This window comes from Phyllobacterium sp. OV277 (genome assembly GCF_900104355.1).
Classification (GTDB): Bacteria; Pseudomonadota; Alphaproteobacteria; order Rhizobiales; family Rhizobiaceae; genus Phyllobacterium.
Genome location: NZ_FNIY01000014.1, coordinates 11,877 through 34,136 on the forward strand (window position 1 = coordinate 11,877; position 22,260 = coordinate 34,136).

General features: G+C 54.3%; 18 protein-coding genes. 12 read left to right on the forward strand and 6 right to left on the reverse strand.

The window, feature by feature from the left end:
- Window positions 1-149: 149 nt before the first annotated feature.
- On the reverse strand, window positions 150-1,367 hold the full coding sequence (locus tag BLU05_RS24375) for a glycosyltransferase family 4 protein (RefSeq protein WP_091886175.1): 1,218 nt from the start codon (window positions 1,365-1,367) through the stop codon (window positions 150-152).
- 41 nt (window positions 1,368-1,408) lie between these two features.
- Complete coding sequence (locus BLU05_RS24380) at window positions 1,409-1,978, reverse strand: MarR family transcriptional regulator (RefSeq protein ID WP_091886304.1); 570 nt, start codon at window positions 1,976-1,978, stop codon at window positions 1,409-1,411.
- Between the two features lie 256 nt (window positions 1,979-2,234).
- On the opposite strand from BLU05_RS24380, the gene BLU05_RS24385 reads away from it, so the two are divergent.
- From BLU05_RS24385 to galE, 11 genes are all read left to right on the forward strand, one after another.
- Entirely contained in the window at window positions 2,235-3,953 is a 1,719-nt protein-coding gene (locus tag BLU05_RS24385; protein WP_244518535.1) for a type I secretion system permease/ATPase, read from the forward strand.
- On the forward strand, window positions 3,950-5,368 hold the full coding sequence (locus BLU05_RS24390; protein ID WP_091886180.1) for an HlyD family type I secretion periplasmic adaptor subunit: 1,419 nt from the start codon (window positions 3,950-3,952) through the stop codon (window positions 5,366-5,368). The genes BLU05_RS24385 and BLU05_RS24390 overlap by 4 nt, the downstream gene beginning before the upstream one ends.
- A gap of 290 nt (window positions 5,369-5,658) precedes the next feature.
- Window positions 5,659-6,318: a calcium-binding protein gene (locus tag BLU05_RS24395; protein ID WP_091886306.1), complete on the forward strand. Its 660-nt coding sequence runs from the start codon at window positions 5,659-5,661 to the stop codon at window positions 6,316-6,318.
- A gap of 73 nt (window positions 6,319-6,391) precedes the next feature.
- Entirely contained in the window at window positions 6,392-8,656 is a 2,265-nt protein-coding gene (locus BLU05_RS24400; RefSeq protein ID WP_244518536.1) for a glycosyltransferase family 2 protein, read from the forward strand.
- A complete protein-coding gene (locus BLU05_RS24405; RefSeq protein ID WP_244518537.1) occupies window positions 8,653-9,495 on the forward strand; it encodes a class I SAM-dependent methyltransferase in 843 nt (280 codons plus the stop codon). Before BLU05_RS24400 ends, BLU05_RS24405 begins: the two co-directional genes overlap by 4 nt.
- Window positions 9,492-10,754, forward strand: a complete 1,263-nt coding sequence (locus BLU05_RS24410; RefSeq protein WP_091886186.1) for a glycosyltransferase family 4 protein — start codon at window positions 9,492-9,494, stop codon at window positions 10,752-10,754. The genes BLU05_RS24405 and BLU05_RS24410 overlap by 4 nt, the downstream gene beginning before the upstream one ends.
- A 10-nt stretch (window positions 10,755-10,764) precedes the next feature.
- Window positions 10,765-11,547, forward strand: a complete 783-nt coding sequence (locus BLU05_RS24415) for a hypothetical protein (RefSeq protein WP_091886189.1) — start codon at window positions 10,765-10,767, stop codon at window positions 11,545-11,547.
- 10 nt (window positions 11,548-11,557) lie between these two features.
- Window positions 11,558-13,801 (forward strand): hypothetical protein, encoded by a 2,244-nt coding sequence (locus tag BLU05_RS24420; RefSeq protein WP_091886191.1) that lies wholly within the window; start codon window positions 11,558-11,560, stop codon window positions 13,799-13,801.
- Window positions 13,798-15,126 carry a glycosyltransferase family 4 protein gene (locus BLU05_RS24425; protein ID WP_091886194.1) on the forward strand — a complete coding sequence of 443 codons (1,329 nt, stop codon included), beginning with the start codon at window positions 13,798-13,800 and terminating at the stop codon, window positions 15,124-15,126. The genes BLU05_RS24420 and BLU05_RS24425 overlap by 4 nt, the downstream gene beginning before the upstream one ends.
- A gap of 38 nt (window positions 15,127-15,164) precedes the next feature.
- Window positions 15,165-16,352, forward strand: coding sequence for a polysaccharide pyruvyl transferase family protein (locus BLU05_RS24430; protein ID WP_091886196.1), 1,188 nt, complete (start codon window positions 15,165-15,167; stop codon window positions 16,350-16,352).
- 128 nt (window positions 16,353-16,480) lie between these two features.
- Entirely contained in the window at window positions 16,481-17,500 is a 1,020-nt protein-coding gene (gene galE / locus BLU05_RS24435) for a UDP-glucose 4-epimerase GalE (RefSeq protein WP_091886198.1), read from the forward strand.
- Window positions 17,501-17,555: 55 nt separating this feature from the next.
- Here galE and pcaF read toward each other — a convergent pair whose 3' ends face one another.
- The 3 genes from pcaF to BLU05_RS24450 are packed head-to-tail and all read right to left on the reverse strand — an operon-like array spanning window position 17,556 to window position 20,406.
- Window positions 17,556-18,761, reverse strand: coding sequence for a 3-oxoadipyl-CoA thiolase (gene pcaF / locus BLU05_RS24440; RefSeq protein WP_091886200.1), 1,206 nt, complete (start codon window positions 18,759-18,761; stop codon window positions 17,556-17,558).
- Window positions 18,761-19,534 (reverse strand): CoA-transferase subunit beta, encoded by a 774-nt coding sequence (locus BLU05_RS24445; RefSeq protein ID WP_091886203.1) that lies wholly within the window; start codon window positions 19,532-19,534, stop codon window positions 18,761-18,763. Before BLU05_RS24445 ends, pcaF begins: the two co-directional genes overlap by 1 nt.
- A gap of 11 nt (window positions 19,535-19,545) precedes the next feature.
- Entirely contained in the window at window positions 19,546-20,406 is an 861-nt protein-coding gene (locus BLU05_RS24450; RefSeq protein ID WP_091886206.1) for a CoA transferase subunit A, read from the reverse strand.
- Between the two features lie 182 nt (window positions 20,407-20,588).
- Here BLU05_RS24450 and BLU05_RS24455 point away from each other — a divergent pair, with 182 nt between their 5' ends.
- Window positions 20,589-21,344, forward strand: coding sequence for an IclR family transcriptional regulator (locus BLU05_RS24455; protein WP_091886209.1), 756 nt, complete (start codon window positions 20,589-20,591; stop codon window positions 21,342-21,344).
- Window positions 21,345-21,355: 11 nt separating this feature from the next.
- Here BLU05_RS24455 and BLU05_RS24460 read toward each other — a convergent pair whose 3' ends face one another.
- A complete protein-coding gene (locus BLU05_RS24460; RefSeq protein ID WP_091886211.1) occupies window positions 21,356-22,228 on the reverse strand; it encodes a helix-turn-helix domain-containing protein in 873 nt (290 codons plus the stop codon).
- Window positions 22,229-22,260 lie beyond the last annotated feature (32 nt).

Below are 22,260 nucleotides of genomic sequence, written 5' to 3' on the forward strand. Positions count from 1 at the left end.
TTATAATACAGATATGGGTTTGATTTGTTTCAAAATTCGAAATAGTTTAGTTATACTTTGTGTGCAGCGCAAAAAACCCATGCCGTATCTGGGGTTGGATAAACGTTAAAAGCGAAATCCAATGAAATCAGGAGACACAAACCGCGCCTTCAAGCCGTTCGCAAAACCGTATCAATGAGGTTTTTTTGTCGAGCGAGGCAGTCGGTCAAGCGAAAGCGGGACTCGATTGTTCGGCGTGCTGCAGCGCGCAACGGCATAAAATCATTCGGCGTGGCAAGCACACGCAGGATGGTGCTGGCAAGCGCATCCGTGTCGTAGAAAGGAACGAGCAGGCCATTCTGACCTGATCGGATCACTTCCTGCACGGGTTGCGTATCGGAGCCGATGATCAGCGCACCGCATGCCATTGCTTCAATGACAGACCAGGACAGTACGAACGGGTAGGTCAGATAGATGTGGGCCGTCGAAATCTGATACAGCTGACGGAGAAGATCGTGCGAAATTGCGCCCGGAAACAAAATCCTGTCGGCCGGTAAATTATATTTGGAGAGAAGCGCATCCTTCCACGAACCACCTCCCGGAGGCGGTGTGCCGTAACTCACGCCGTCTGCGCCAACAAAGACGAACAAGGCGTCATTGTTCTTCTGGATCACCTTTGCCGCTGCTTCAAGCGCCTGCGGAAAACCACGATAGGGCTCCAGATCGCGGGCAACAAACGTGATTACCGGATCGCCTGTTTTGATGATGCGCCCATCAGGTAATTTCAGCGATGCACGCTGGTCGGGACGGAAAAGTTGGGTATCAACGCCTTCATGGCAAACTGCGATGCGTTTTTGCGCCGCGGCTGGATAAAGGCTCTTTTGCCAGAAAGTAGGACTGATGCCTCCATCAATAGCTTCCAGCGAAACTAACTGCGCAATATTGCGCAGCCTTAATCTTTTGCGCGTCTCTGCGTCCGGCTTGTCATCCGGAGCAAACCCGACATCGGCACCTTCGGCCCGATAGAAAAATTCACAATAGCCCAGTGCGGGAATGTTTGGCAGGACGTCCTTGACGAACATCATGCTGCCCCAACCAATATGGCCAATGACAATGTCAGGGCGTTCACCCTGGCGGGCCATCGAATCAAACGTTTCTGCCACGCGATGCCCGATCCGCACATGGTGGTCGGGAATGCCTAGATACCTGGCCATCTGGCTATCCGCCCGAGGGCCAGGTTCCATTCTGTGTCTGATCACGCGGACCGATGGGAGGCGACGGTCCACTGTTTCACAGATAAGACTGACATCATGCCCGCTGGTTGCAAGATGTTCGGCCAGGGCCGCGAACTGACCTAGTCCGCGCCTGTGAACGAAAGCCACATGCATGTCAGTCCTTTCCAGACGTCAGAACGCGAATCGACAGAGGGTCAGATGCCGTAACGAGCGGCATTTCCCCAAACCAGTTCGAGCCTGTGTAATGTCTGGAATGCGATTTCCAGATTGCGAAGATCGTCATCATCCCTGGCAAGTACGCGGTTGTAAGCCCCGCCAGCGTTACGCAGATTGGAACAAAGCTGTTCGCCTTTTTCCGTCAAACGAATCCTTGCGGATCGCTTGTCGCGCTGGGATGCAACCCTGTCGATGTAACCGCCATCGCCGAGCTGCTTCAGATAATAAGAGATGTTGGATCCGATATAATGTCCCCGGTCCAAAAGCTCTCCAACGGAAAGTTCGACGTCGCCAATTGCCAGGAGAACCATTGCCTGGGCTGGGCCAACGTCTTCAATTCCCAACTTCGTCAATTCGGACCTCAGCAGGCTTGCGAACCGACGATTTACTCTCTCAATCATTCTGGCCAGCTCAAAATGTGTGACCACAACGGTATGAATTGGATGTCTATGTCCCTGTTTTTCAGCAGTAATCTCAGGAAAATCGGCGGCATCGTAGCCGTCAATAGATGTTTCGACTTCCACTCCTTCGTGTAGAAGTTTTTGTATCATCTTGGTCTCCATCATCAATTTTACTTCAAAATTTGAAGTAAGTTACAAGTATATTCTCAGTCTCCTTTGCTTTTTTCCCCACCATATAAACTTTTTTCTGTCACATTCTGCACGGTATTACTTTACTAGTCTGTTTCCTTAGACCAAGGTCAAACGGGCTAACCGGCAGCTGTGGCATTTCCAAGGCAGATTATAGATGACAGATACTCGTCAAAACAATGCAAATGGCAAGAGCAATATTGGAAAAAATACGATGACGTCCGCAGTTCCGGGGCCTCAAGCTCTTATTTTGCGAGCGCGCCGGGTGTTCCTGTCAGGCCTGCTTTATGCCGTTTTATTAAGTGCTTGCATCAATCTTCTGCAACTTACTGTACCGCTTTATATGTTGCAGGTACACGATAGAGTTTTGAACAGCCGGAGCACTGATACGCTCATAATGTTGAGCATTCTGGCGGTTGGCGCGTTGATCGTTTTTGGCATTCTTGAGTTTATTCGGGCTCTGTCATTTCAGGCTATGGGCAGTGCGCTGGTGCGCCGCCTTAACTTGCCAATTCTTACGGCGGCGGTTCAGGCATCCGTCGATCAAGGGTTGCCGAGGGCGACACAGGCACTGCGCGATCTGACAGAACTGCGTACATTCCTGACGTCGACAGCTGTGAGTGCGCCGCTTGATGCGGCCTGGTCGCCGATTTATTTAACCGTGCTTTTTCTGTTGCACCCGGTTTTCGGGATCATCGGTGTGGTTTCGGTGGTCGTGCTCGTGATCTGCGGTGTTATCACGGATATTATGACGCGAAGCCTGCTGAAGGATGCGAATCAGGCAAATATTGAAGCCATCTCCAAGATCGGCAGCACCTTGCGCCATGCGGAAGTAATCGAGGCTATGGGCATGCTGCCGGCGCTGGCAAGACGCTGGCGGTCAACCCAGATGAATGCGCTGGACCTGCTTGATATTGGCGGAACCCGCAGTCGCGGCATGGCAACGATCGCCCGTACGCTGCGCTTCATGATTCAGATCGGCGGGCTGGGTGCCGGTACATTATTGGCCATGCAGCAGGAAATCACGGGTGGTGCCATGATCGCTACGACGATTATTATTGGCCGCCTTCTCATGCCTTTTGATCATGTTGTGGATACGTGGCGTCAGTGGGTAAACGCCATCGGCAACTGGCAGCGCATACAGTCGTTGCTGGCGCAGAATCTTGCGGTGCGTCAGACGATGCCAACGCCAAGACCCCAAGGTGATCTGATCATCGACAAGCTCGTTTACGCGGCTCCGGGTGTTGAAATGCCGATTATCAAGGGCATCTCATTTTCTCTTTCTCCCGGTGAAGTTCTCGGGATTGTGGGTCCGTCCGCAGCGGGTAAATCGACCTTGGCCCGGCTGATGATTGGTATCGTCAAGCCAACTTCCGGCGGCGTTTTTCTGGATGGCAACAATGTCTATCTTTGGGAGCGCGGCTCCTTTGGCGAGATAGCTGGCTATCTTCCCCAATCGGTGGCGCTGCTCGATGGCACCATCAAGGACAACATCGCGCGTATGGGCGACAGTGATCCGCATCGCGTTCTGGAAGCGGCCCGCCTCGCTGACGTGCACGAGATGATTGGCCGTCTGCCACTTGGCTATGACACGCCTGTTGGCGATGGCCGCCTGACCCTTTCCGGCGGTCAGCGGCAGCGCATCGGCCTCGCCCGCTGCCTCTATAATCGCCCTCGCCTCATCGTGCTGGATGAACCAAATTCGAACCTTGATGCCGTTGGCGAGCGAGCTTTGATGCGTGCCATCGAACAAGCGCGGGATGACGGCGCTATTGTCATCATGATCGCCCACAGGCCAACCATCATGCAGGTAGCGGACAAGCTGCTGGTGCTTGAAAACGGTCGAATCACACAGTTTGGGCCGCGTACTGATGTGGTGGCTTCCATAACACCCACTGGTCCGAAAATGGGTACGGCAGGAGCAGGCGCATGACCGGCAAATCGATAGTCCCCAAGCGTGTTAGTCAACTTCTGGCTCCCCGTGAAAAAGCTGGTGAAACGCACGCATTGACCAAATTTGGAGCTGTGCGTCCCGAATGGGTTGTTGATCTGGAAAATGAGGATGCAAAGTCGCCTTTGCGCCGACTTATCATAGCCGGGGTTATGACCATCGTAGTCGCGTTCGGTGGGTTCTTTGGCTGGGCCTATTCGGCTGAGCTTGGAAGCGCTGCGGTTGCCCTAGGAACCGTGATTGTCGATTCGAAGCGGAAGACCATCAGTCATCTGGAAGGGGGCATATTGGATCGTCTGCTCGTGCAGGAAGGCGACGAAGTAAAGGTTGGCCAACCATTGGTCCGGCTCGATGATACAAAGGCCCGTTCCGAATTGCAGTCCTTGCAGTCCCGGCGTGTCGGTCTCATAGCCAAGCTTGCGCGATTGCGGGCTGAGCAGGCGGGCGAGCCAGAGATTACCTTTCCGGAGAATTTCGGTGGTCCGGAAGACGTCGCGGCGCAGAACGCGGTGAAGGCTGAGCGCATCTTCTTCCAGAAGCGCTCAGCGCAAAAGATCAGCCGCACCGATGTTCAGAAAAAGACCATTGAACAATATACGGAACAGGCAAAATCATCGGCCTCGCAGATCGCTGCGACCGACAGGCAGATCGAACTCATCACGGAACAACGCACTGCAATCGCCAGCCTGGTTGCAAAGGGCTTTGCCCAGAAATCCAAGTTGACAGAAATCGACACAAAACTGAGCGAACTGGCCGGAAACCGTGGCGAGCATGCTGGCGACAAAGCCAAAGCCGAACAGGCAAAAGCTGGCGCAGAATTCGCACTGATTGGGATCGAAAGCGATCTGCAATCGGAGATCGCGGGTGAAATCACAACCAATCAGACCGATCTGGCGGACACGGAAGAGCGGATTGTCGCGGCGAAGGATGTGATGCGCCGTATTGAAATCAAGTCGCCGCAGGCCGGTGTCATCGCCAATATCCGCCTGAGGACGCCGGGCGGCGTTATTGCCGCCGGAGAGCCAGTGCTGGACATTGTTCCAGAAAATGAGCCTCTGGTCGTGGAGATGAAAATCAACCCGCGTGACGTTGATAGCGTTTCGATGGGATCACCTGCGCAGATTCGTCTGACAGCCTATAATCAGCGTTCATTAACACCACTGGACGGCAAGATAAGCTACATCGCGGCGGACCAGGTTATGGACGAAAAAACCGACACGGCCTACTTTGTGGCGCGTGCGGAGATCATGCCAAAGTCGTTGGCGGCCAATCCGTCAGTCAAACTTTATCCGGGAATGCCAGCCGAAGTTATCATTGTTCATAAGGCTCGCAAGGCGATCGACTACATCATCTCGCCAATATCAGACAGCCTCAATCGCGCATTTAGAGAAGATTAAATAGAATAATTCCCCCAAAATGGGACGTTTTGTATGACATTTCAAATTTTGAAATAAACTATAACTAATATAGTTTGATAGATTAATTACAGTTGAAATAAACATAAATTAGAGTCGTGATACAAAACGTGAAGTAATACGCTTCCGTAATAATTTGTTACTCGTGAATGCCGCATTTATACTCTTAGGTTATGTTGCATTTCGATTTGTTGCAGCGCACAATCGTCAAAGCATCGATGGTCGGAACATTTTCGGCAGTCGAAACTCAAAGCAGACAGAAGGAGAAGCAGATGGCCACTTTAGAAGGCGGCGCCTACGACGACGTTTTGTTTGGTTCGCGTTTTGACGATTTCATCCACGCCCACGGTGGTGATGATCTCGTCTTTGGCGGAAACGGCAACGACATCATATTTGGTGATGAAGGGAATGATCTTCTTTTCGGCGGACGGGGTGACGATACCCTTTTCGGCGGAACAGGCAGTGATATTCTCCATGGTGACCAAGGAAATGACATTCTGAATGGCGGCGACGGAAGCGACGTTCTGTTCGGTGACAACGGAGATGATACTCTTCTGGGCGGTAATGGCTCAGACATCCTCTTCGGCGGCTCCGGAAATGACGTTATTCTCGGCGGCGCAGGGAATGACTTTATCGTTGGTGGAGCTGGCGATGATACCCTAGTCGGCGGTTCCGGACATGACGTATTCCTGTTCAATGGTGGCGGCGGCAACGACGTCATTCTTGATTTTACCCCAGGTGAAGACGTTCTTCAGATATCCAAAGGCATCAATGGCCTTCACATCAATTCCCCGGATGATGTGGCAGACCATATTACGCAAGTTGGCAACAATGTTGTGGTCGATTTCGGCCATGGCGACAGCATCACACTTGTGAACACCAGCTATGACGATGTGCAGGCACATCCCGACCAGTATTTCGTCGTACATTGATTTTTTCAAAAATTGGCGTGCCCTGCTTTTTTGCCGGGCACGTTTTTCTTTCCGATGTGAATGAAAGGGCAACGTGTTGAACCTCGACCATTCGACGGATATTGCAGACGACACGGAGAGTGTATCCATCTCTCGTCTATGTGCTGATATTGCTGTCGTGATCTGGGATCTCCCCGGCGCGATGCGAGCCTCGACAAAATGTACACTGGAGGCATCGGATCAACTCGTTCCGCTTGTTAGCCTCAACATCCCTCTTGAAACGGGCGGTCAGCGTGTGCTTTGGGCCATGCGGACGAAAGATCAGCCGATCAATCTGACCCTTTCTGCTGGATCGCTCGGGCCAACAGAGCAGGCCGTTCTTTATCCCGCCGATGAACTTGCATCGTTTGATGTAAACAGTGCGGTGAATAATCTTTCGGCTGCCGGTCATATCAAGCTGCTCAACAATGTTCTGAGCACATGGCGCACCACATTCCGCCTTTCCCAAAACCAGATTTTCGCCGGCGTTGCGCGTGAAATCACTCTGGCGCTCACACCGGAGCCTCGGCCTGTGCGCTCCTGTGGCCAGCCAATCGACGGTCAGTATCTGCTGGAGACAGTGATTGATCCTGTGCTTGGCGATGTGAGCACGATTTACGCAATCAGTGCGGCTTCGGTGACAGCTCTGCCGGCAAAATTCGTCATGGGCTCGCAAATCAAACGGGGCGGACAATCGTGTCACCTTTTGGTTGAGTCAGCGCGGTCTTTACCGCAATCCTTCCATCTCGTGCTTTGCGGCAAGAACGGCGTTGCCGTTCGCAAACTCGCTGATGGTGACAGTCAGCAGGCGGATTTCGAAAAGTGGTGGGCAAAGCGCCACGGAGATATGGATCTGCGTGAGTTCCTCATTCGGGAATTGGCCCAGGTCACAGGTGCTGGCCTTGCTACTGCCATTGATATGCAGACGCGCGCGCCGCTGACGGTTCGTCAGATTGCCAAATCCGCCACGCATCCCGCCGCTGAAATCGATCTCGCTCTCGCGCTGGATGGTGGTTTGCTTGTCGGCGGTTGGACACATGATCCTGCGGCCATGTTATCGAGGATCGAATATCTTTCAGAAAACGGAAGCATCTTGCCGCTTCAACCCAATTTTTACAAATTTCCCGGCAAAACCGGTGAGCGCGAAGATGGTTTTGGTGCAGATGTAACCGGATTTGTTGCATGGCTTCCGCAAAGCAAAAATTTGGGCCCACTGCTCCAACCGCGTTTCCAGATGCGGCTGGTCTCGGGCGCGACGTCGTCGCTGATCCCGCCGTTACAGCCATTCGAAGCTTCGGCCCAGCGAAATCGCATCCTGCGTTCTGTCCCTCCTCAGCACGCGCGCGATCAGGTTTTTGAGAATATTCTCGCCCCTGCCCTGCAGGAAGTTGAGCATAAGCTCGGTAAGACCGTGAAGATCGCCGATACCAAGGATTATGGCGTTCTGCCTGATAATCCTGTGGTGTCGATCGTTATTCCGCTCTATCGGAATCTTGACTTCCTTCGTTTCCAGTTTTCTGCGATGGCCACAGATCCGTGGCTTGTCGACAACGCCGAACTCATTTTTGTGCTCGATTCCCCTGAGATTCAGGATGATACCGAACATATGCTGGGCGGCTTACACATTCTGCACGGCTTGCCATTCAGGCTTGTTACAATGAATCGCAACAGCGGCTATGCCCGTGCCTGTAATGCGGGCGCAGGCGTAGCCACAGGCACAATGATAGTCATGTTGAATTCGGACGTTGTGCCTTGCGCCAATGGCTGGCTTCAAGCGCTTATTCAACCACTGCTTGATCAGAAGAAGCTCGGTGCAATCGGTCCACGATTGTTGTTCGAGGACGGGTCTCTCCAGCACGCCGGGCTGTATTTTGCGCGCGACCAGAAGGGCGTCTGGCTGAATCACCATTTCTACAAGGGAATGCCCGGTGCATATGCTCCCGCACGTGTGGGCCGCACTGTTCCGGGGGTGACCGGCGCCTGTCTGGTCACTCGAAAAGACATTTACGATCTCGTGGGTGGCTTTACCGAAGATTACATTATCGGTGACTATGAGGACAGTGATCTGTGCCTGAAAATTCGCCAGATCGGCTTTCATATTGCCTATGAGCCAGATGTTTCCCTGTACCATTTCGAGCGGCGGTCCATCCGCCGCAGCGCCGACTACATGCGCGGTCTGGCAAGCCAGTATAATTCATGGCTGCACACCAAGCGCTGGAACGATGACATAACCGAATTGATGTCGACCTACCTCGATGAAGCGACAGAGGACACTGTCGCCCCCTATATCGTTGGAAAGTCTGAAAGGAGCGCCGCTTGACTGAGGTTGTAGCACTCAAGAAAGCCCTACCCGAGCATACGAATGCTGTGAATGATGAATATATCGACTGGCTGATGGAAGCTGTCGTACGAAACCGGTTTCTGCCCAGCCCTGACCCGGACAGTGTTTTTGTCGGTGATGGTGATTTTCGGACCGTCGGCTCCGAGTTTCTGGGTCATTTTATCCGCAAGGGCGGATTGCGCCCGGAAAGCCATGTGCTTGATATCGGCAGTGGTATTGGCCGTATGGCTGTACCGCTCACACAATATCTTGATCCAGCTAAAGGAAGCTATCGCGGCATTGACCCGGTATCCGGTGGCATCAATTGGTGCCAGCAGAAGATCACGCCAGTCTATCCGAATTTCGAATTTCGCTACATGGATATCGCCCATTCCCTTTATAATCCGAAGGGAGCGATTGATGGTCTTCAGCTCAAATTACCCTTCGAAGACAAAAAGTTCGATTTTGTCATCATGACATCGGTTGTTACTCATCTTCCCGATGAGGAAGTCAGCGTCTATCTGCGTGAAGTTGCGCGCGTTCTTGCGCCCGGCGGACGCCTTTTCATAACGGCGTTTGTGGTGGACAAGACGGCGGCCGAAAATCCGCTGAAGAAGCGCGATACCCGATTGGGTTTCCAGCGCTATGATCAAGGGCCCTGCTGGTTCGTGCCGGAATTGCCTCCCCTCGCCGCTGTCGGTTTCGATGATGGATTTCTCGATCAGGCTTTGACGCGTGCTAGCCTATCGGTTTTCAATAAATCACTTGGTCACTGGCGCGGCGTACCCGCTGACCATTATCAGGATATTTTCATTGCGGGACCCGGAGGGGAGAGATAATGGCCCGTGTCCTTATCGCGGCCCATAATCATCCGTCACTGCATCCCGGTGGCACTGAAATCTTTGCGCATGATCTGTTTCGCGCCTATCAGCGTGCGGGATGCGAAGCGCTGTTTCTAGGTGCGACCAATCATATTCATCGCGAAGCACGGCCCGGCACAAGCTTTCAGAGCATTGGTAACGGCGGCGATGAAATTTTGCTCTGGTCTGGCCACTTTGACCGCTTTTTCATGAGCCAGGTCGATCTCTATGGGATCGTGCCCGACATTGTTGAACTGCTGCGGGATTTCAAGCCTGATGTCGTTCATCTGCATCATTTGCTGCTGTTGGGTGCGGAGTTTCCGCATATCGTCCGGCGAACATTGCCCGAATGCCGGATTGTTCTGACGCTGCACGATTACTATCCGATCTGCCATCATGATGGCCTGATGGTTCGCACGAGAGACAAGGAACTTTGTTACGGAGCAAGCCCCGACCGGTGCCATAGTTGTTTCAAGGACATAGCGCTGGACAAATTCGTGCTGCGCGAGCGCCATCTGAAATCGCTGCTGAGCGTAGTGGATGCATTTGTTTCACCGAGTGAGTTTCTCAAGCAACGCTATGTGGAGTGGGGAATTGACGAAGAGCTGATCAGTGTGATCCCGAATGGGCAGCCGAAGCGCGAACTGGCAGTGAAAACTGATCCGGCAACCCGCACCAAGCCCATCTTTGGATATTTCGGCAACCTCAATCCCTGGAAGGGGACCACCGTCCTTCTGGAAGCGGCGAAGCAACTGATTGCTGAGGGCTATGATTTTGAACTGCGTGTCCACGGCGCTGCGCCATTTCAGAGCGAAGCGTTTGTTGCTGATATAGACAGGTTGTTTGCCGAGACGTCGCCTTTCGTACAAAGGCGCGGCGCCTATCGGCGTGAAGACATAGGAAATCTCATCGCGACAGTTGATTGTGCGATTATGCCGTCAATCTGGTGGGAGAACGCACCGCTGGTGATTCAGGAGGCTCAGGGGCATGATTGCCCGGTGATCACCAGCAATATTGGCGGTATGGCCGAAATGATCGAAAACGGCGTCAATGGCCTGACTGTTCCCCCCAACGATCCGCTCGCATTGGCAGCTGCCATGCGGCGTATTGCTGAAGATACTGACCTGCGTCAGCTTCTTTCCCTGGGGGCGCGCCACCCTGATACCATCGACACGACAGCTGGACGGTATCTCGACCTGATCGAGACTCTGCGTTCTGAACGTGTCGAGGCAGCCTGAGAGGTATATCATGTCTATAGTGACAAAAGTGTCGGCGCAGCCTTCTGCAAAGCCGACAACCGCCCCGGAACAGGATAACACCAAACAAGTGCAGCCTGAGCCAGCCAAAACAGAACCGATCAAAGGGCGTGTTGACGCTGTCGATGACGGTCGACTCTACGGATGGGCCTTTGATCCGGCGGCACCGGACGTGAGACTGACCATTCGCGTGATGCTTGATGGTAAGCCCATTGCCGAAGCAACGGCTGACAAGGACCGGCCCGATCTGAAACGCAATGGGATTGGTGATGGTATCCATGCCTTTGATGTGATGCTGCCGCAATTTGCCTCGATGCGGGCAGGTGAACTGGTAGTTATAGCAATCAGTGGCGCAGGCGTAGAGCAGTCGCTACGCGTTCCAAAGCCCGACGAACAGGCTGCGGAAGCGCTCATTGCGGCACCAATGACGCGTATCCTCGACAAGCTCGATATGCTGATGGCAGCGCAGCGCCAATTACAGGTGAACCAACGCTCCCTGCAACGGCCGTCACAAACCATTGACGGGGGAGGCACGCCCTCCGACCTTGGCGATGTCAGCAATTCGCTTGAGGGTCTGCGCAGCGATGTCAATCAACGCATGACAGAGCTCGACGTGCATCTCATGCGCATGGATGGTGTTGTGGCGGGATTGGAAACGCGCATAGAGCTTCTGCACAAGCGCGCCGGTGGTGACACCAAACCATTATTTCTGTTGTTGTTCGTCCTGGTGGGATTTGTTACGGGCGCTCTCCTGACGCTTGGGGCTCTCCGTTGAGGGTGTTGAGATGACACGCGACGAAAAAACCCTGCTGCCTGTACCCAAAACCGGTAAAGCGCCGGAGCGCAATTCCATTGTCATGGAAGGCGAAATGGTTGTGGGTTGCCCGGTAGAGGATACGCTGGTGCTGGTCCTCGGTATCGGCAGCAACACCTCCGATCAGGTGACGGTTTTCCTTAATGGTGACCCTGCCATGAGCATCAAGGCAACGCTCATCACTTGGCCACTGAAGGCACCCTCGCCAGCGGGTACACATGGTTTTGTTGCCATTGTTCCAACCACTGTTTTACGCCGCGGTCAGCTGAAAACGATCATGTTTCAGCACAAGGCAAAGGTGGCGCGATATTCGTTTGCTGCACGAGCCGCCACTGTTGGCGATCTGGCAGCCATGATGGCTGATCTCGCAGGGTCCAATTTGCCCGGCGCCATTGACGGGCTTGTTGAAGGATTGATTTCCGGCCCGATCGGCCGCAAAAAGCTTGCCGCTATCACCGTCCTGTTACAGGCTGGCGCGCGATCCGATGGCATCATCGAATTGATCGGCGGTAGTGATGAAGGTGAGATTTTCGTACAGGGTTGGGCGCAGGATCTGACGCCTTCCGTTACGCGGCTTCTGATTAGTGGCCGTTCGCCTTCCCTTGCGGAATGTTCAATCGGCGTCTTTGCGCGGCCCGACGTGAGTGAACAGGCATCTGGCTTCGCTGGGCTGCTGCTTGCCAATGAACCTGTTGCGCCAAATGACATCGAGCGTCTGTTGTTTCGCGGACGCCGGGGCTGGCGCTTTATTGAGGTCTATGACCGGCGTCTGCTGGTTGGCTCGCGTGAAACACCCAGCCATGTCAGGGCTATTTTGCCGAACATGCGCAGTTCGACGGAGATACTTCTCCGCCTGCGTTCGGCGGCTAACCGTTTTGATGGCACGGAGACAATATCCAGCCTGCCCTTCCCGGTTCGGATGGGCATCGATAACGTGTTTCGTGTCGAAGGCAGCGGTCTTCTGGTTTCCGGCTGGCTTCTTGATCCGGATAATCATGTGCAGTCGGTCAAGCTGCGTCGCCACCGCGGCGAAACCCAGCTTGATAGCAACTGGACGCGAGTAGACCGGCCCGATGTGACTAGGGAATTCGACAACCAGCCACCATTCAATGCCGGACTCGACCCCAATCGTCATGCGCATGGGTTCGTGGCTTTCGCTCCGGAACTTGCAGGTGACAGCACGGCTCCCTTCTATATTGAACTTGAGTTGAGCGATGCGCGCCGGGCCTTCATGCCCCTCACGCCGACACGGATTACGTCACGTGATGCGGTTGTCAGGCAAATTCGCGCTATTGACCCCAATGCATGGGCGCTGCGCCATATCGTTGATCAGCAACTCGTGCCATTGCTTCGCGGTGTCAGCCGTCCGCCTCCGGAGATTTTCGGCGTCGTTGATCTTGGTGCCTTTGAAGACGCTGAAGGACCGGCGCTTATTATTGGTGTGGATGAACGCGTGGAAGAGATTGGTCCTCTTCTTGCCCTGCTCGCACTTGATCCCGGTACACGCAAGGCGCCGATTGTTGTGGCTGCTGCAACGGAAATCGTTGACCGTATCGGCGTTCAGATTCGCAGATTAGCTGATTTCTATGGCCTGCGCGTCCGGCTGGTATCCGCAAGCGGCTCGGAAGATCTCTACGATGCACTGGAGGTGGGCGCGCGGGCGGTTTCGACCGAGAGCGTTGTCTTTCTCGCCGCATCGCTTTTACCCCGCAGTTCCGGCTGGTTCCAGAAATTGCTGGCCGCCTACGATGCACGCAAGGAATGCGTGCTATCTCCAACTCTCGCCTATGAAGATGATTCCATCCGCTGGGCCGGAACATGGGTGGCCGGAGCCCAGTCTGATCGCGCCTTGATCAGCCGTTATGCCGGATACCCCATTGATGCTGTGGCTGGAATGGGAATAACAGAGGTAGCAACGGCAACCTTCGAGTGCTGTATCCTGCCACGCAATGCGCTGTTCTCAGTCAACGGGTTCACGCGTGGCTATCTTGGAACGCATGAGAAGGGCCTCGATCTTGGCCTCAAACTCAAACAGTCGGGGTTACGTTCCTATTGGCTGCCATCGGCCCAAATGTTGGGTTCTGACGATATATCCGTATCTGACAAGGCCTCAACCATTGCTCTGATCGAGCGGATTGATCGGCAGGTCTTTGACGCCCGATGGGCCAACAATGTCTCCAGTAAACGCGGTGCTTCCACAGAGGAAACGGCATGAGCGAACAGCTTCGGGTTCTGGTGATTTCCCATGCTCATCCGAGTATCTCACTCGGGGGCGGGGAAATCGCATCCTACAATCTGCACAAGGGGCTTAACAGTCTGGCTGGTGTCCAGTCTGTCTATCTTGCACGAGCCGGTCATCCGATTCCGCGCCATGGTACGACTGCGTTGATGAGCATGCGCCGCAGCAGCGACGAAATCCTGTTTCATGCGGATGAATATGATCACTTCTATCTGTCAAACAACAACACCGATGAAATCCGGCGCGATCTCCTGCGCTTTGTCCGGGACCTCAATCCGCATGTGGTGCACTTTCACCATGTGCTCGGTCTTGGGTTGGAGACGCTCTATGCCATTCGCGAAGCGATGCCGGATACGGTCATTCTGGTGACGTTCCACGAATATTTGTCGATCTGCAACAATGACGGGCAGATGGTGAAGGCAGGCTCGGCAAAGCTTTGCAACGAGGCTTCACCCATCGATTGTCATGCCTGTTTCCCCGATATTCCTCCGGCGCGTTTCCTCAAGCGGGAACGTTTCATCCGCGGTATGCTTGAACTTGCCGATGCCTTCGTTGCGCCGAGTGATTTTCTGGCGGAGAGATATAAGGAATGGGGCCTCGATCCTGCAAAGCTGACCGTCATTGAGAATGGCATTGCCATCGACAACATAACGCCGCCGCGGGAGCTGTCAGGGCCAAGACCACGGCGCAACCGCTTTGCCTATTTTGGACAGGTCACGCCTTTCAAGGGTATCGACGTGCTTATTGATGCTGTATCGCGCGTGCCCGAGGAAAGCTGGGGCGAAGATTCACGCCTGATGATCTTTGGCGGCAATCTTGAGAAACAACCGCGTGAATTCCAGGATCGCATGCAGAAGCTGATTGAGGAAGCCGGACCGCGCGTGCGCTTCTATGGCGCCTATCAGAATGCGGAGATGCCGCGCCTTATGCAATCAGTCGACTGGGTGGTTATGCCCTCCATCTGGTGGGAGAATTCGCCTATTGTCATTCAGGAGGCCCTGCACCATCGCCGGCCGGTCATCTGCTCCAATATTGGTGGTATGGCGGAGAAAATTCGTGATGGACTCGATGGCTTGCATTTCCGCGTTCGCAGCGCTGAAGATCTGGCCGATCGTTTCACAGAAGTGCTAAGCGACTCCTCGATTTGGGATCGCCTGCATCAGACCATCCGAAATCCCCTGAACTATATTGACTGTGCTCAAGAACATCTTGCTCTCTACGGTGAATTGCTTAAACCTACCCGGCAGCAGTCGCTTAACGTAGCTGCAAGAACTGACGTTGTTCTTTCCCAAGCAAGCTGAAGTTACCCAGCTTTCATCGCCAAAAGAAGGAATACCTCATGGCACGCGTCCTCGTACTGATCCCCGCCGGTGAAGTATACGATCATGATAATGTGCGCTGGTACAAGCACAGTGACATTCAGCGCAGTATTGATCACTACCACAACATTGGCGACGCTTTCGTTTTCGAATCGTCACTGAAACTGTTGAACTACGATAAGGTCGGCGAGCTTCCTATCGTCAATCCGCCGATGGAGAAGATTGACCAGCTGCGCGAGGAATATGACTATGTCATCCTGCGTGGGTCCAACTACATCAACAAGGAAATGAACTGGCGCGACACCATTCCGGTTCTCAAGCGATTGGGATTGCCAGTGATTGCGTTTGGTGTGGGTGCTCAGGCGCCGGTCAAAGGTCAGCTGGAGCTTTCGGAGGAATCCAAGGCGGTTTGGCGTCTCATTGCCGATTCCACCACGTCCATCGGCGTGCGAGGTGCCTATTCGGCGCAGGTTCTCAATGATATCGGCATCAAGAATGTGCGGATCATTGGTTGTCCCACGGCTTTCCGCCGGAACAACCAGCATCTGCGCATTAAATTGCCTGATCTGGATACGGTAAAAAAGGTTGGTGTGACTGTCCGCCGCGAAGTGTCGCCAACCTATGCGCAGGATATCCAGCGCTATCTGACCCTGCACCGTGAACTCATCAAGCAAATGGCCAAACGCTTTGACATTACCCTGATGGCGCAGGGTGAAGTGGAAGAGAAGAAGATGGTTTTCGGCACTGATGAGCAGAAGGAACAGGCCATCGCCGCGTTAAAGGGAAATCGCTGGGTCTCCGACTGGTATTTCGATGAAGCAATCGAAAAGCTCTATCGCGAGCGCATGTACTATTCCGATGTAGTTGCTGATTACGAAAAGCTGGTGCGGTCGCATCAACTGGTGCTTGGCTACCGATTGCACGGCAATCTCATGGCTTTGGCCAATGGTATTCCGTCGATTTATTTCACCTATGACAGCCGCACCGTCGAATTTGCCGAGACCTACAAGATTCCGAGTTATGACGTGTTCAGTGACAAGCCATTCAGGCTGGAGGATTACTGGGATCAGTCGCTGTTTGATAAATACAACCGCGCCTGGTTCGAGACCTATGGCGAGATGAATGTCTTCCTGACTGAAAACAATGTCGATCATAAAATGACTGAAACGGGCAGACGTGCAACGGACGCCGCTCGCTGGGTCGCATAACGAATAGCCGCGAAATTTCCTTGGGAGGAAAACTGGCCGCAGGAAAGGAGGCACCACAACTATTGTCGAATTGGCATAAGCCGCTCCATCACATAGATATCTCCAACAAAATTGCAGGAGTTCTTCCCATGACTGTTCTCGTTTCTGGTGGCGCCGGCTATATCGGCAGTCACATGGTGCTTGCCCTCAAGGATGCTGGCCGATCGGTGCTGGTGCTTGATGATTTGAGTTGTGGTTTCGCTTGGCTGGTGCCGGATGATGTACCGTTCGTGCAGGGCGATATCGGCGATCAGGCACTGGTGCGCGATCTGATCCGTCGACACAATGTTACTGCGATCCTGCATTTTGCCGGATCAATCGTCGTGCCGGATTCGGTGAAGGACCCGCTTTATTACTATCGCAACAATACGGTGCAATCGCGGGCTCTGATCGAGGCAGCCATTGCCGAAGGCATCAAGCATTTTATTTTCTCGTCGACGGCTGCCGTCTACGGTGAACCGGAGCGCACGCCAATCACCGAGGACATGCCGCATCAGCCAATCTCGCCCTACGGCACATCCAAGTTGATGACCGAATGGATGCTTCGTGATGCGGCAGTTGCCCATCCGGAATTCAACTATGTGGCGCTGCGTTATTTCAACGTGGCGGGTGCCGATCCGCAATTGCGTTCGGGTCAGTCCTTCCCGCGCGCCACACATCTTATCAAGATTGCCAGTCAGGCCGCGACCGGTGAACGCTCGCATATTGAGGTTTACGGTACGGATTATCCGACCGTCGATGGCACCTGCATCCGTGATTACATTCACGTCAGCGATCTGGCACAGGCCCATCTCTGCGCGCTGAATTATCTGGAGGCAGGTGGAACCAGTACGTCAGCCAATTGCGGTTATGGCTATGGTTATTCAGTGCTTGAAATCATCGATGCGGTCAAGCGCGTGTCGGGTGTTGATTTCGAGGTTCGGACGGCACCGCGCCGTGCCGGCGATCCCGCTGTTCTTGTTGCGGGTAACGAGCGTGTGCGGACACTGTTCGGCTTTGAGCCCAAGCGTGCTGACCTCGACCTTATCGTTGGCGATGCTTTGGCCTGGGAACGGCAGCTTGCCATTCTAAAAACTCTGGAACAGTCGGAATCCCGGATCGCCGTCTGATCAAAATCTGCTAAGCGGTGATTATGCCGGGCTAAGTGCCCGGCATAATGCTTTATCAGGCACGTTCAAGCGCGACAGCGATACCCTGACCGACACCGATGCACATGGTGGCAAGGGCGCGTTTTGCGCCTCTGATACCAAGCTCCAATGCTGCCGTCCCGGCGATGCGCGCGCCGGACATGCCAAGGGGATGACCAAGTGCAATCGCACCGCCATTCGGATTGATATAATCGGCATCGTCGGCAAGCCCGAGTTCGCGCAGAGTGGCAAGGCCCTGCGAGGCGAAGGCTTCGTTGAGTTCGATCACATCGAAATCCTGTGGTGTTAGGCCAAGCCGCGCGCAGAGTTTGCGCGTTGCTGCAACCGGGCCAATACCCATGATGCGTGGAGGAACACCTGCGGTTGCGCCGCCGACGATCCGGGCGATGGGAGTGAGGCCGTATTTCTTTATGGCAGCTTCGGAAGCAATGATCAGAGCGGCTGCGCCGTCATTAACGCCTGATGCATTCCCCGCGGTTACCGATCCGCCCTTGCGGAATGGGGTCGGCAATTTAGTCAGTTGTTCAAGTGTCGTCTGCGGGCGGGGATGTTCGTCGCGATCCACGGTTATCGCATCGCCTTTGCGCTGGGGAATAATCACAGGAATTATCTCGCGACCGAGCCGACCGCTGTCCATGGCAACTCCTGCCCTTTGCTGCGACCGTACCGCAAAAGCGTCCTGATCGGCCCGCGAGACGTTGTAATCCTCGGCAACGTTCTCGCCAGTCTCCGGCATGGAGTCGATGCCATATTGCTGCTGCATCAGCGGGTTGATGAAGCGCCAACCAATGGTTGTGTCGTGAATTTCCGCATGGCGCGAAAAAGCCCCTTCAGCCTTCGGTAAAACGAATGGCGCACGCGACATGGATTCAACACCGCCCGCAATGGCTATTTCCATTTCTCCGGCCTTGATCGCCCGCGCCGCTGCGATAACCGCATCCATACCCGAGCCGCACAGGCGGTTCATCGTCGTACCCGGTACGCCTACCGGTAGTCCGGCAAGAAGCAGGGACATGCGCGCGACGTTGCGGTTATCCTCGCCTGCCTGATTGGCGCAGCCATAAAAGACTTCGCCGATGGCTTCCCAGTCAACGGAACCGTTCCGCTGCATCAATGCTTTCAGCGGGATGGCACCGAGATCATCCGGTCGAACCGAGGACAGCGCCCCGCCAAAGCGGCCAATGGGCGTGCGGATATAATCACAGATAAAGGCTTCGGACATCAGGCTGCCTCATGGGCTCGTTTCGTGCGTGCGTTGATATCGCGCAGCACTGAGAGTTCGGTTTCAGTGGGAACGGGTGTTTCCACGGTTTCTTTAGCAAACCGGACAGGCCAGCCGCAATTCTCTTCAATCTGCCCGCGCGTCACACCTCGATGGATGGATACAACAGTTAACTCCTTCGTCGCCGGGTCAGGCTCAAAAATGCAGAGATCCGTGATGACACGGGTTGGCCCCTTGGTTTTCATTCCAAGTCGCGCGCGATGATTGCCGCCTTCGCCATGGCCCATGGATGTTATGAAATCCAGATGGTCGACAAAACCACGATTGGTCAGCGCCATGGTGATATAAATCTGGCCGCAATTGCTGGCAATTTCCGGGGCACCGCCACCACCGGGCAGCCGTACCTTTGGCGTATCATAGGGACCGACGACAGTGGTGTTGAGATTGGCAAAGCGATCTATCTGCGCTCCGCCGAGAAACCCTGTGGTAATACGCCCGCCCTGCAGCCAGTAACGAAACATTTCCGGCACCGAAACGGTAAACAGCGCGGTATCGCAAAGCTCGCCATCGCCAATGGAGAGCGGCAATACATCCGGTTTGGTGCCGATCGTGCCGCTTTCATAGATCAGGGTGATATCTGGCGCATGGGTGAGCCGTGCCACATTGCAGGCAGCCGAAGGTGCGCCAATCCCGACAAAGCAGACATCATCATTGGTGAGCGCGCGGGCGGCGGCAATGGTCATCATTTCAGTGGGTGTGAAATCCTGCGTCATGATCCGGTTCCTTACGCCGCATTTGCCGCATGCCTGACGGCATGGCGGGCAAAATCTTCGGGCTTGCCGGCAAGGACATTCTCCTTGATCCAAGCCGTGAAACTCTCGCGATCACGCGCGATCTTGTCCCACGCAATGTAAAAAGCATTGGAGCGTGGGTAGTAGCCATGGGCATAGGATGGAAAAGCGCCGCCCGGTACATGTACGACTGCACTGATAGCCCAATGGGGCAAGACGACTGCATTGGGTGATGGCGGGTTCAGCTCGTTGACGATTTCCTCGACTGTCACGATGGAGCGGCGGGCGGCAAGCACTGCTTCCTTCTGCACTCCGGTAATGCCCTCGATCAGCACATTGCCTTGCCGGTCGGCACGCTGCGCATGGATAATCGATACGTCAGGACGAATGGACGGAACAGCGGCGAGCACCTCGCCTGTAAAGGGACATGTGATGGACTTGATGTTGGGATTGACCTTGGCAAGGTCGGCGCCGATATAACCGCGCAAAACGGCAAAAGGCAGATTGGCAGCGCCTGCTTCATAGGCGTTGGCCATGGCTGCATGGGAATGTTCCTCGATGGCAAGCGGCCGCGGCCATTGGTTTTCGACCGCATCACGGAAGCGGTGCAATGAACCCACACCGGGATTGCCACCCCAGGAAAACTTCATACCGCGTGCCGCACCAACACCGATCAACTGATCATAGATAAGGTCCGGCGTCATGCGAACAAGAAAGAGGTCCTTGCGGCCCTGCCGGATGATCTCGTGGCCAGCCGCATAGGGAATGAGGTGGGTAAACCCCTCCATGGCAAGTGTGTCGCCATCCCTGACATTGTCCTCAATCGCTTCGGAAAGCGTACAGATTTTCGCCACGTCTCTCTCCCTGCTTGGTCACCGACCGACGATCATACGCCGATGTCTGATGCAAACCTCCATCTGCACCAATGGCGTAGTCCCGTCAGGTTCGACACGTCAATGTGTTTTGTGCGTTATTTGACATTTGTTCGTATATCGCACAAACTGTCCGGAAATCCCCATAAATTAGGTTGAAATGAATGCGCGAAACCGATTTCATCAGTGGCTTTGCCAAAGGACTTTCTGTCATTGAAGCTTTTGATGCGGTCAATTCTCGCCTGTCGATCACGGATATTGCGCGGATGACCGGGTTGGAACGGGCCACGGCACGCCGCTGCCTTCTGACCCTCACCCAGCTTGGCTATGCGGATTATGATGGCAAGTTTTTCACTCTGACGCCGCGTATCCTGCGCCTCGGCCATTCCTACCTCTCATCCACGCCTCTACCCCGGTTGATGCAACCATTTCTGGACCAGCTTTCCGAAAAAACCGGCGAAAGCGCGTCTGCCTCGGTGCTCGACGGCGACGAGATTGTCTATATCGCCCGCGCTTCGCATAAGCGCGTCATGTCGATTAATCTCAATCCGGGTAGCCGCCTTCCGGCTTACTGCTCTTCAATGGGCCGGGTTCTTCTGGCCGCCATGAGTGATGACGAGGCGCGGCGTATTCTTGAGGATAGCAACCGCACGGCAAACACACCGCGTACGAAAACGTCAGTTCCGGAATTGATGGACGAAGTGCGCAAAGTCCGCTTGCAGGGTTATGCGGTGATCGATCAGGAGTTGGAGATTGGCCTTTGTTCCATCGCTGTTCCGGTGCGCAACACACGCGGCATCACCATCGCCGCCATCAATATCGGCGCTCAGGCACCGCGCGTTACGGTCGAAGAAATGGTCGAGCGATACCTGCCTGTGATGCAATCAACACGAGATACGATAGCTGGAGTTTTGGTATAGGTGCAGTTGAACTAAACAACCATTCTGGCGCTTTGTTCGGTGCGGTATTGTCGCGGTGTCCTGCCCGTCTCCTTAGTGAAAAATCGTGTGAAATAGGCAGGGTCGGCAAAGCCCAGATCATAAGCAATCTGTTTGATGCTGGCCGAAGTGAACACCAGATCGCGTTTCGCCTGATCGACAAGACGGCCCGCAAGTAAGCCATTGGTGCTTTGTCCCGTCGCAGCCTTGACGATACGGTTGAGATGCGTTGCCGATAAGCCAAGATGCGCAGCGTAGAATTCCGCAGGATGATGATTGCGGAAATGCTGATTGACCAATGTTTGCAATAGTTTCAGACGGTCTCCTGTTCCGTCACTGGTGTTGGGGTGTTGAGGGGGTGTCATCCGCACCGCCAAAAGCACAATTGTCTTGAGATAGGACTCCACGAGATCATCGTGAAAAGCGCTGCCTGATATCAGTTCCGCGCTCAGACGCTCGATACTTTGCGTAAGAAAGATTGTGTCCGCGTGACCAGATGTCAGTGAGATCAATCTTGGCTGTGTCCCGGCATCGCAAACGGGGCGCCCGGAAGAGCCAAAACGCGAGGCGAACATCGTCATCACAATGCCGTCCATATCCCGCGAAAATCGAAAGCCATGCTCGCATTTCGGTGGCACGGTGATCATAACAGGCGGGCATATGGGATGGCTTTGCGAACCAAAAACGGCGTCACCGGTCCCGCCACGAAAGTACAAAATCTGAAAGAATGCATCGTGACGGTGGGTCTTGATCTCCCAGTTATGTAATTGGCTTCTTGAGGCAATTGTCTCCCAATGCAGCCAGAAGTCGGGCCGTTTCGGATGATTCTCCCCGTAAAGATCATAGGTTGGTACTGCTCCCCGCATCGGTTCCTCCCGCCACCAATGTTCAGATTGTC

What these genes read in the sequence shown, in the direction of transcription:
- BLU05_RS24445 (WP_091886203.1), bottom strand. Translation starts at nt 19,534, where the DNA reads ATGACGCAGGATTTCACACCCACTGAAATGATGACCATTGCCGCCGCC.
- BLU05_RS24425 (WP_091886194.1), top strand. Translation starts at nt 13,798, where the DNA reads ATGAGCGAACAGCTTCGGGTTCTGGTGATTTCCCATGCTCATCCGAGT.
- BLU05_RS24390 (WP_091886180.1), top strand. Translation starts at nt 3,950, where the DNA reads ATGACCGGCAAATCGATAGTCCCCAAGCGTGTTAGTCAACTTCTGGCT.
- galE (WP_091886198.1), top strand. Translation starts at nt 16,481, where the DNA reads ATGACTGTTCTCGTTTCTGGTGGCGCCGGCTATATCGGCAGTCACATG.
- BLU05_RS24385 (WP_244518535.1), top strand. Translation starts at nt 2,235, where the DNA reads ATGACGTCCGCAGTTCCGGGGCCTCAAGCTCTTATTTTGCGAGCGCGC.
- pcaF (WP_091886200.1), bottom strand. Translation starts at nt 18,761, where the DNA reads ATGTCCGAAGCCTTTATCTGTGATTATATCCGCACGCCCATTGGCCGC.
- BLU05_RS24420 (WP_091886191.1), top strand. Translation starts at nt 11,558, where the DNA reads ATGACACGCGACGAAAAAACCCTGCTGCCTGTACCCAAAACCGGTAAA.
- BLU05_RS24395 (WP_091886306.1), top strand. Translation starts at nt 5,659, where the DNA reads ATGGCCACTTTAGAAGGCGGCGCCTACGACGACGTTTTGTTTGGTTCG.
- BLU05_RS24430 (WP_091886196.1), top strand. Translation starts at nt 15,165, where the DNA reads ATGGCACGCGTCCTCGTACTGATCCCCGCCGGTGAAGTATACGATCAT.
- BLU05_RS24460 (WP_091886211.1), bottom strand. Translation starts at nt 22,228, where the DNA reads ATGCGGGGAGCAGTACCAACCTATGATCTTTACGGGGAGAATCATCCG.
- BLU05_RS24375 (WP_091886175.1), bottom strand. Translation starts at nt 1,367, where the DNA reads ATGCATGTGGCTTTCGTTCACAGGCGCGGACTAGGTCAGTTCGCGGCC.
- BLU05_RS24455 (WP_091886209.1), top strand. Translation starts at nt 20,589, where the DNA reads ATGCGCGAAACCGATTTCATCAGTGGCTTTGCCAAAGGACTTTCTGTC.
- BLU05_RS24415 (WP_091886189.1), top strand. Translation starts at nt 10,765, where the DNA reads ATGTCTATAGTGACAAAAGTGTCGGCGCAGCCTTCTGCAAAGCCGACA.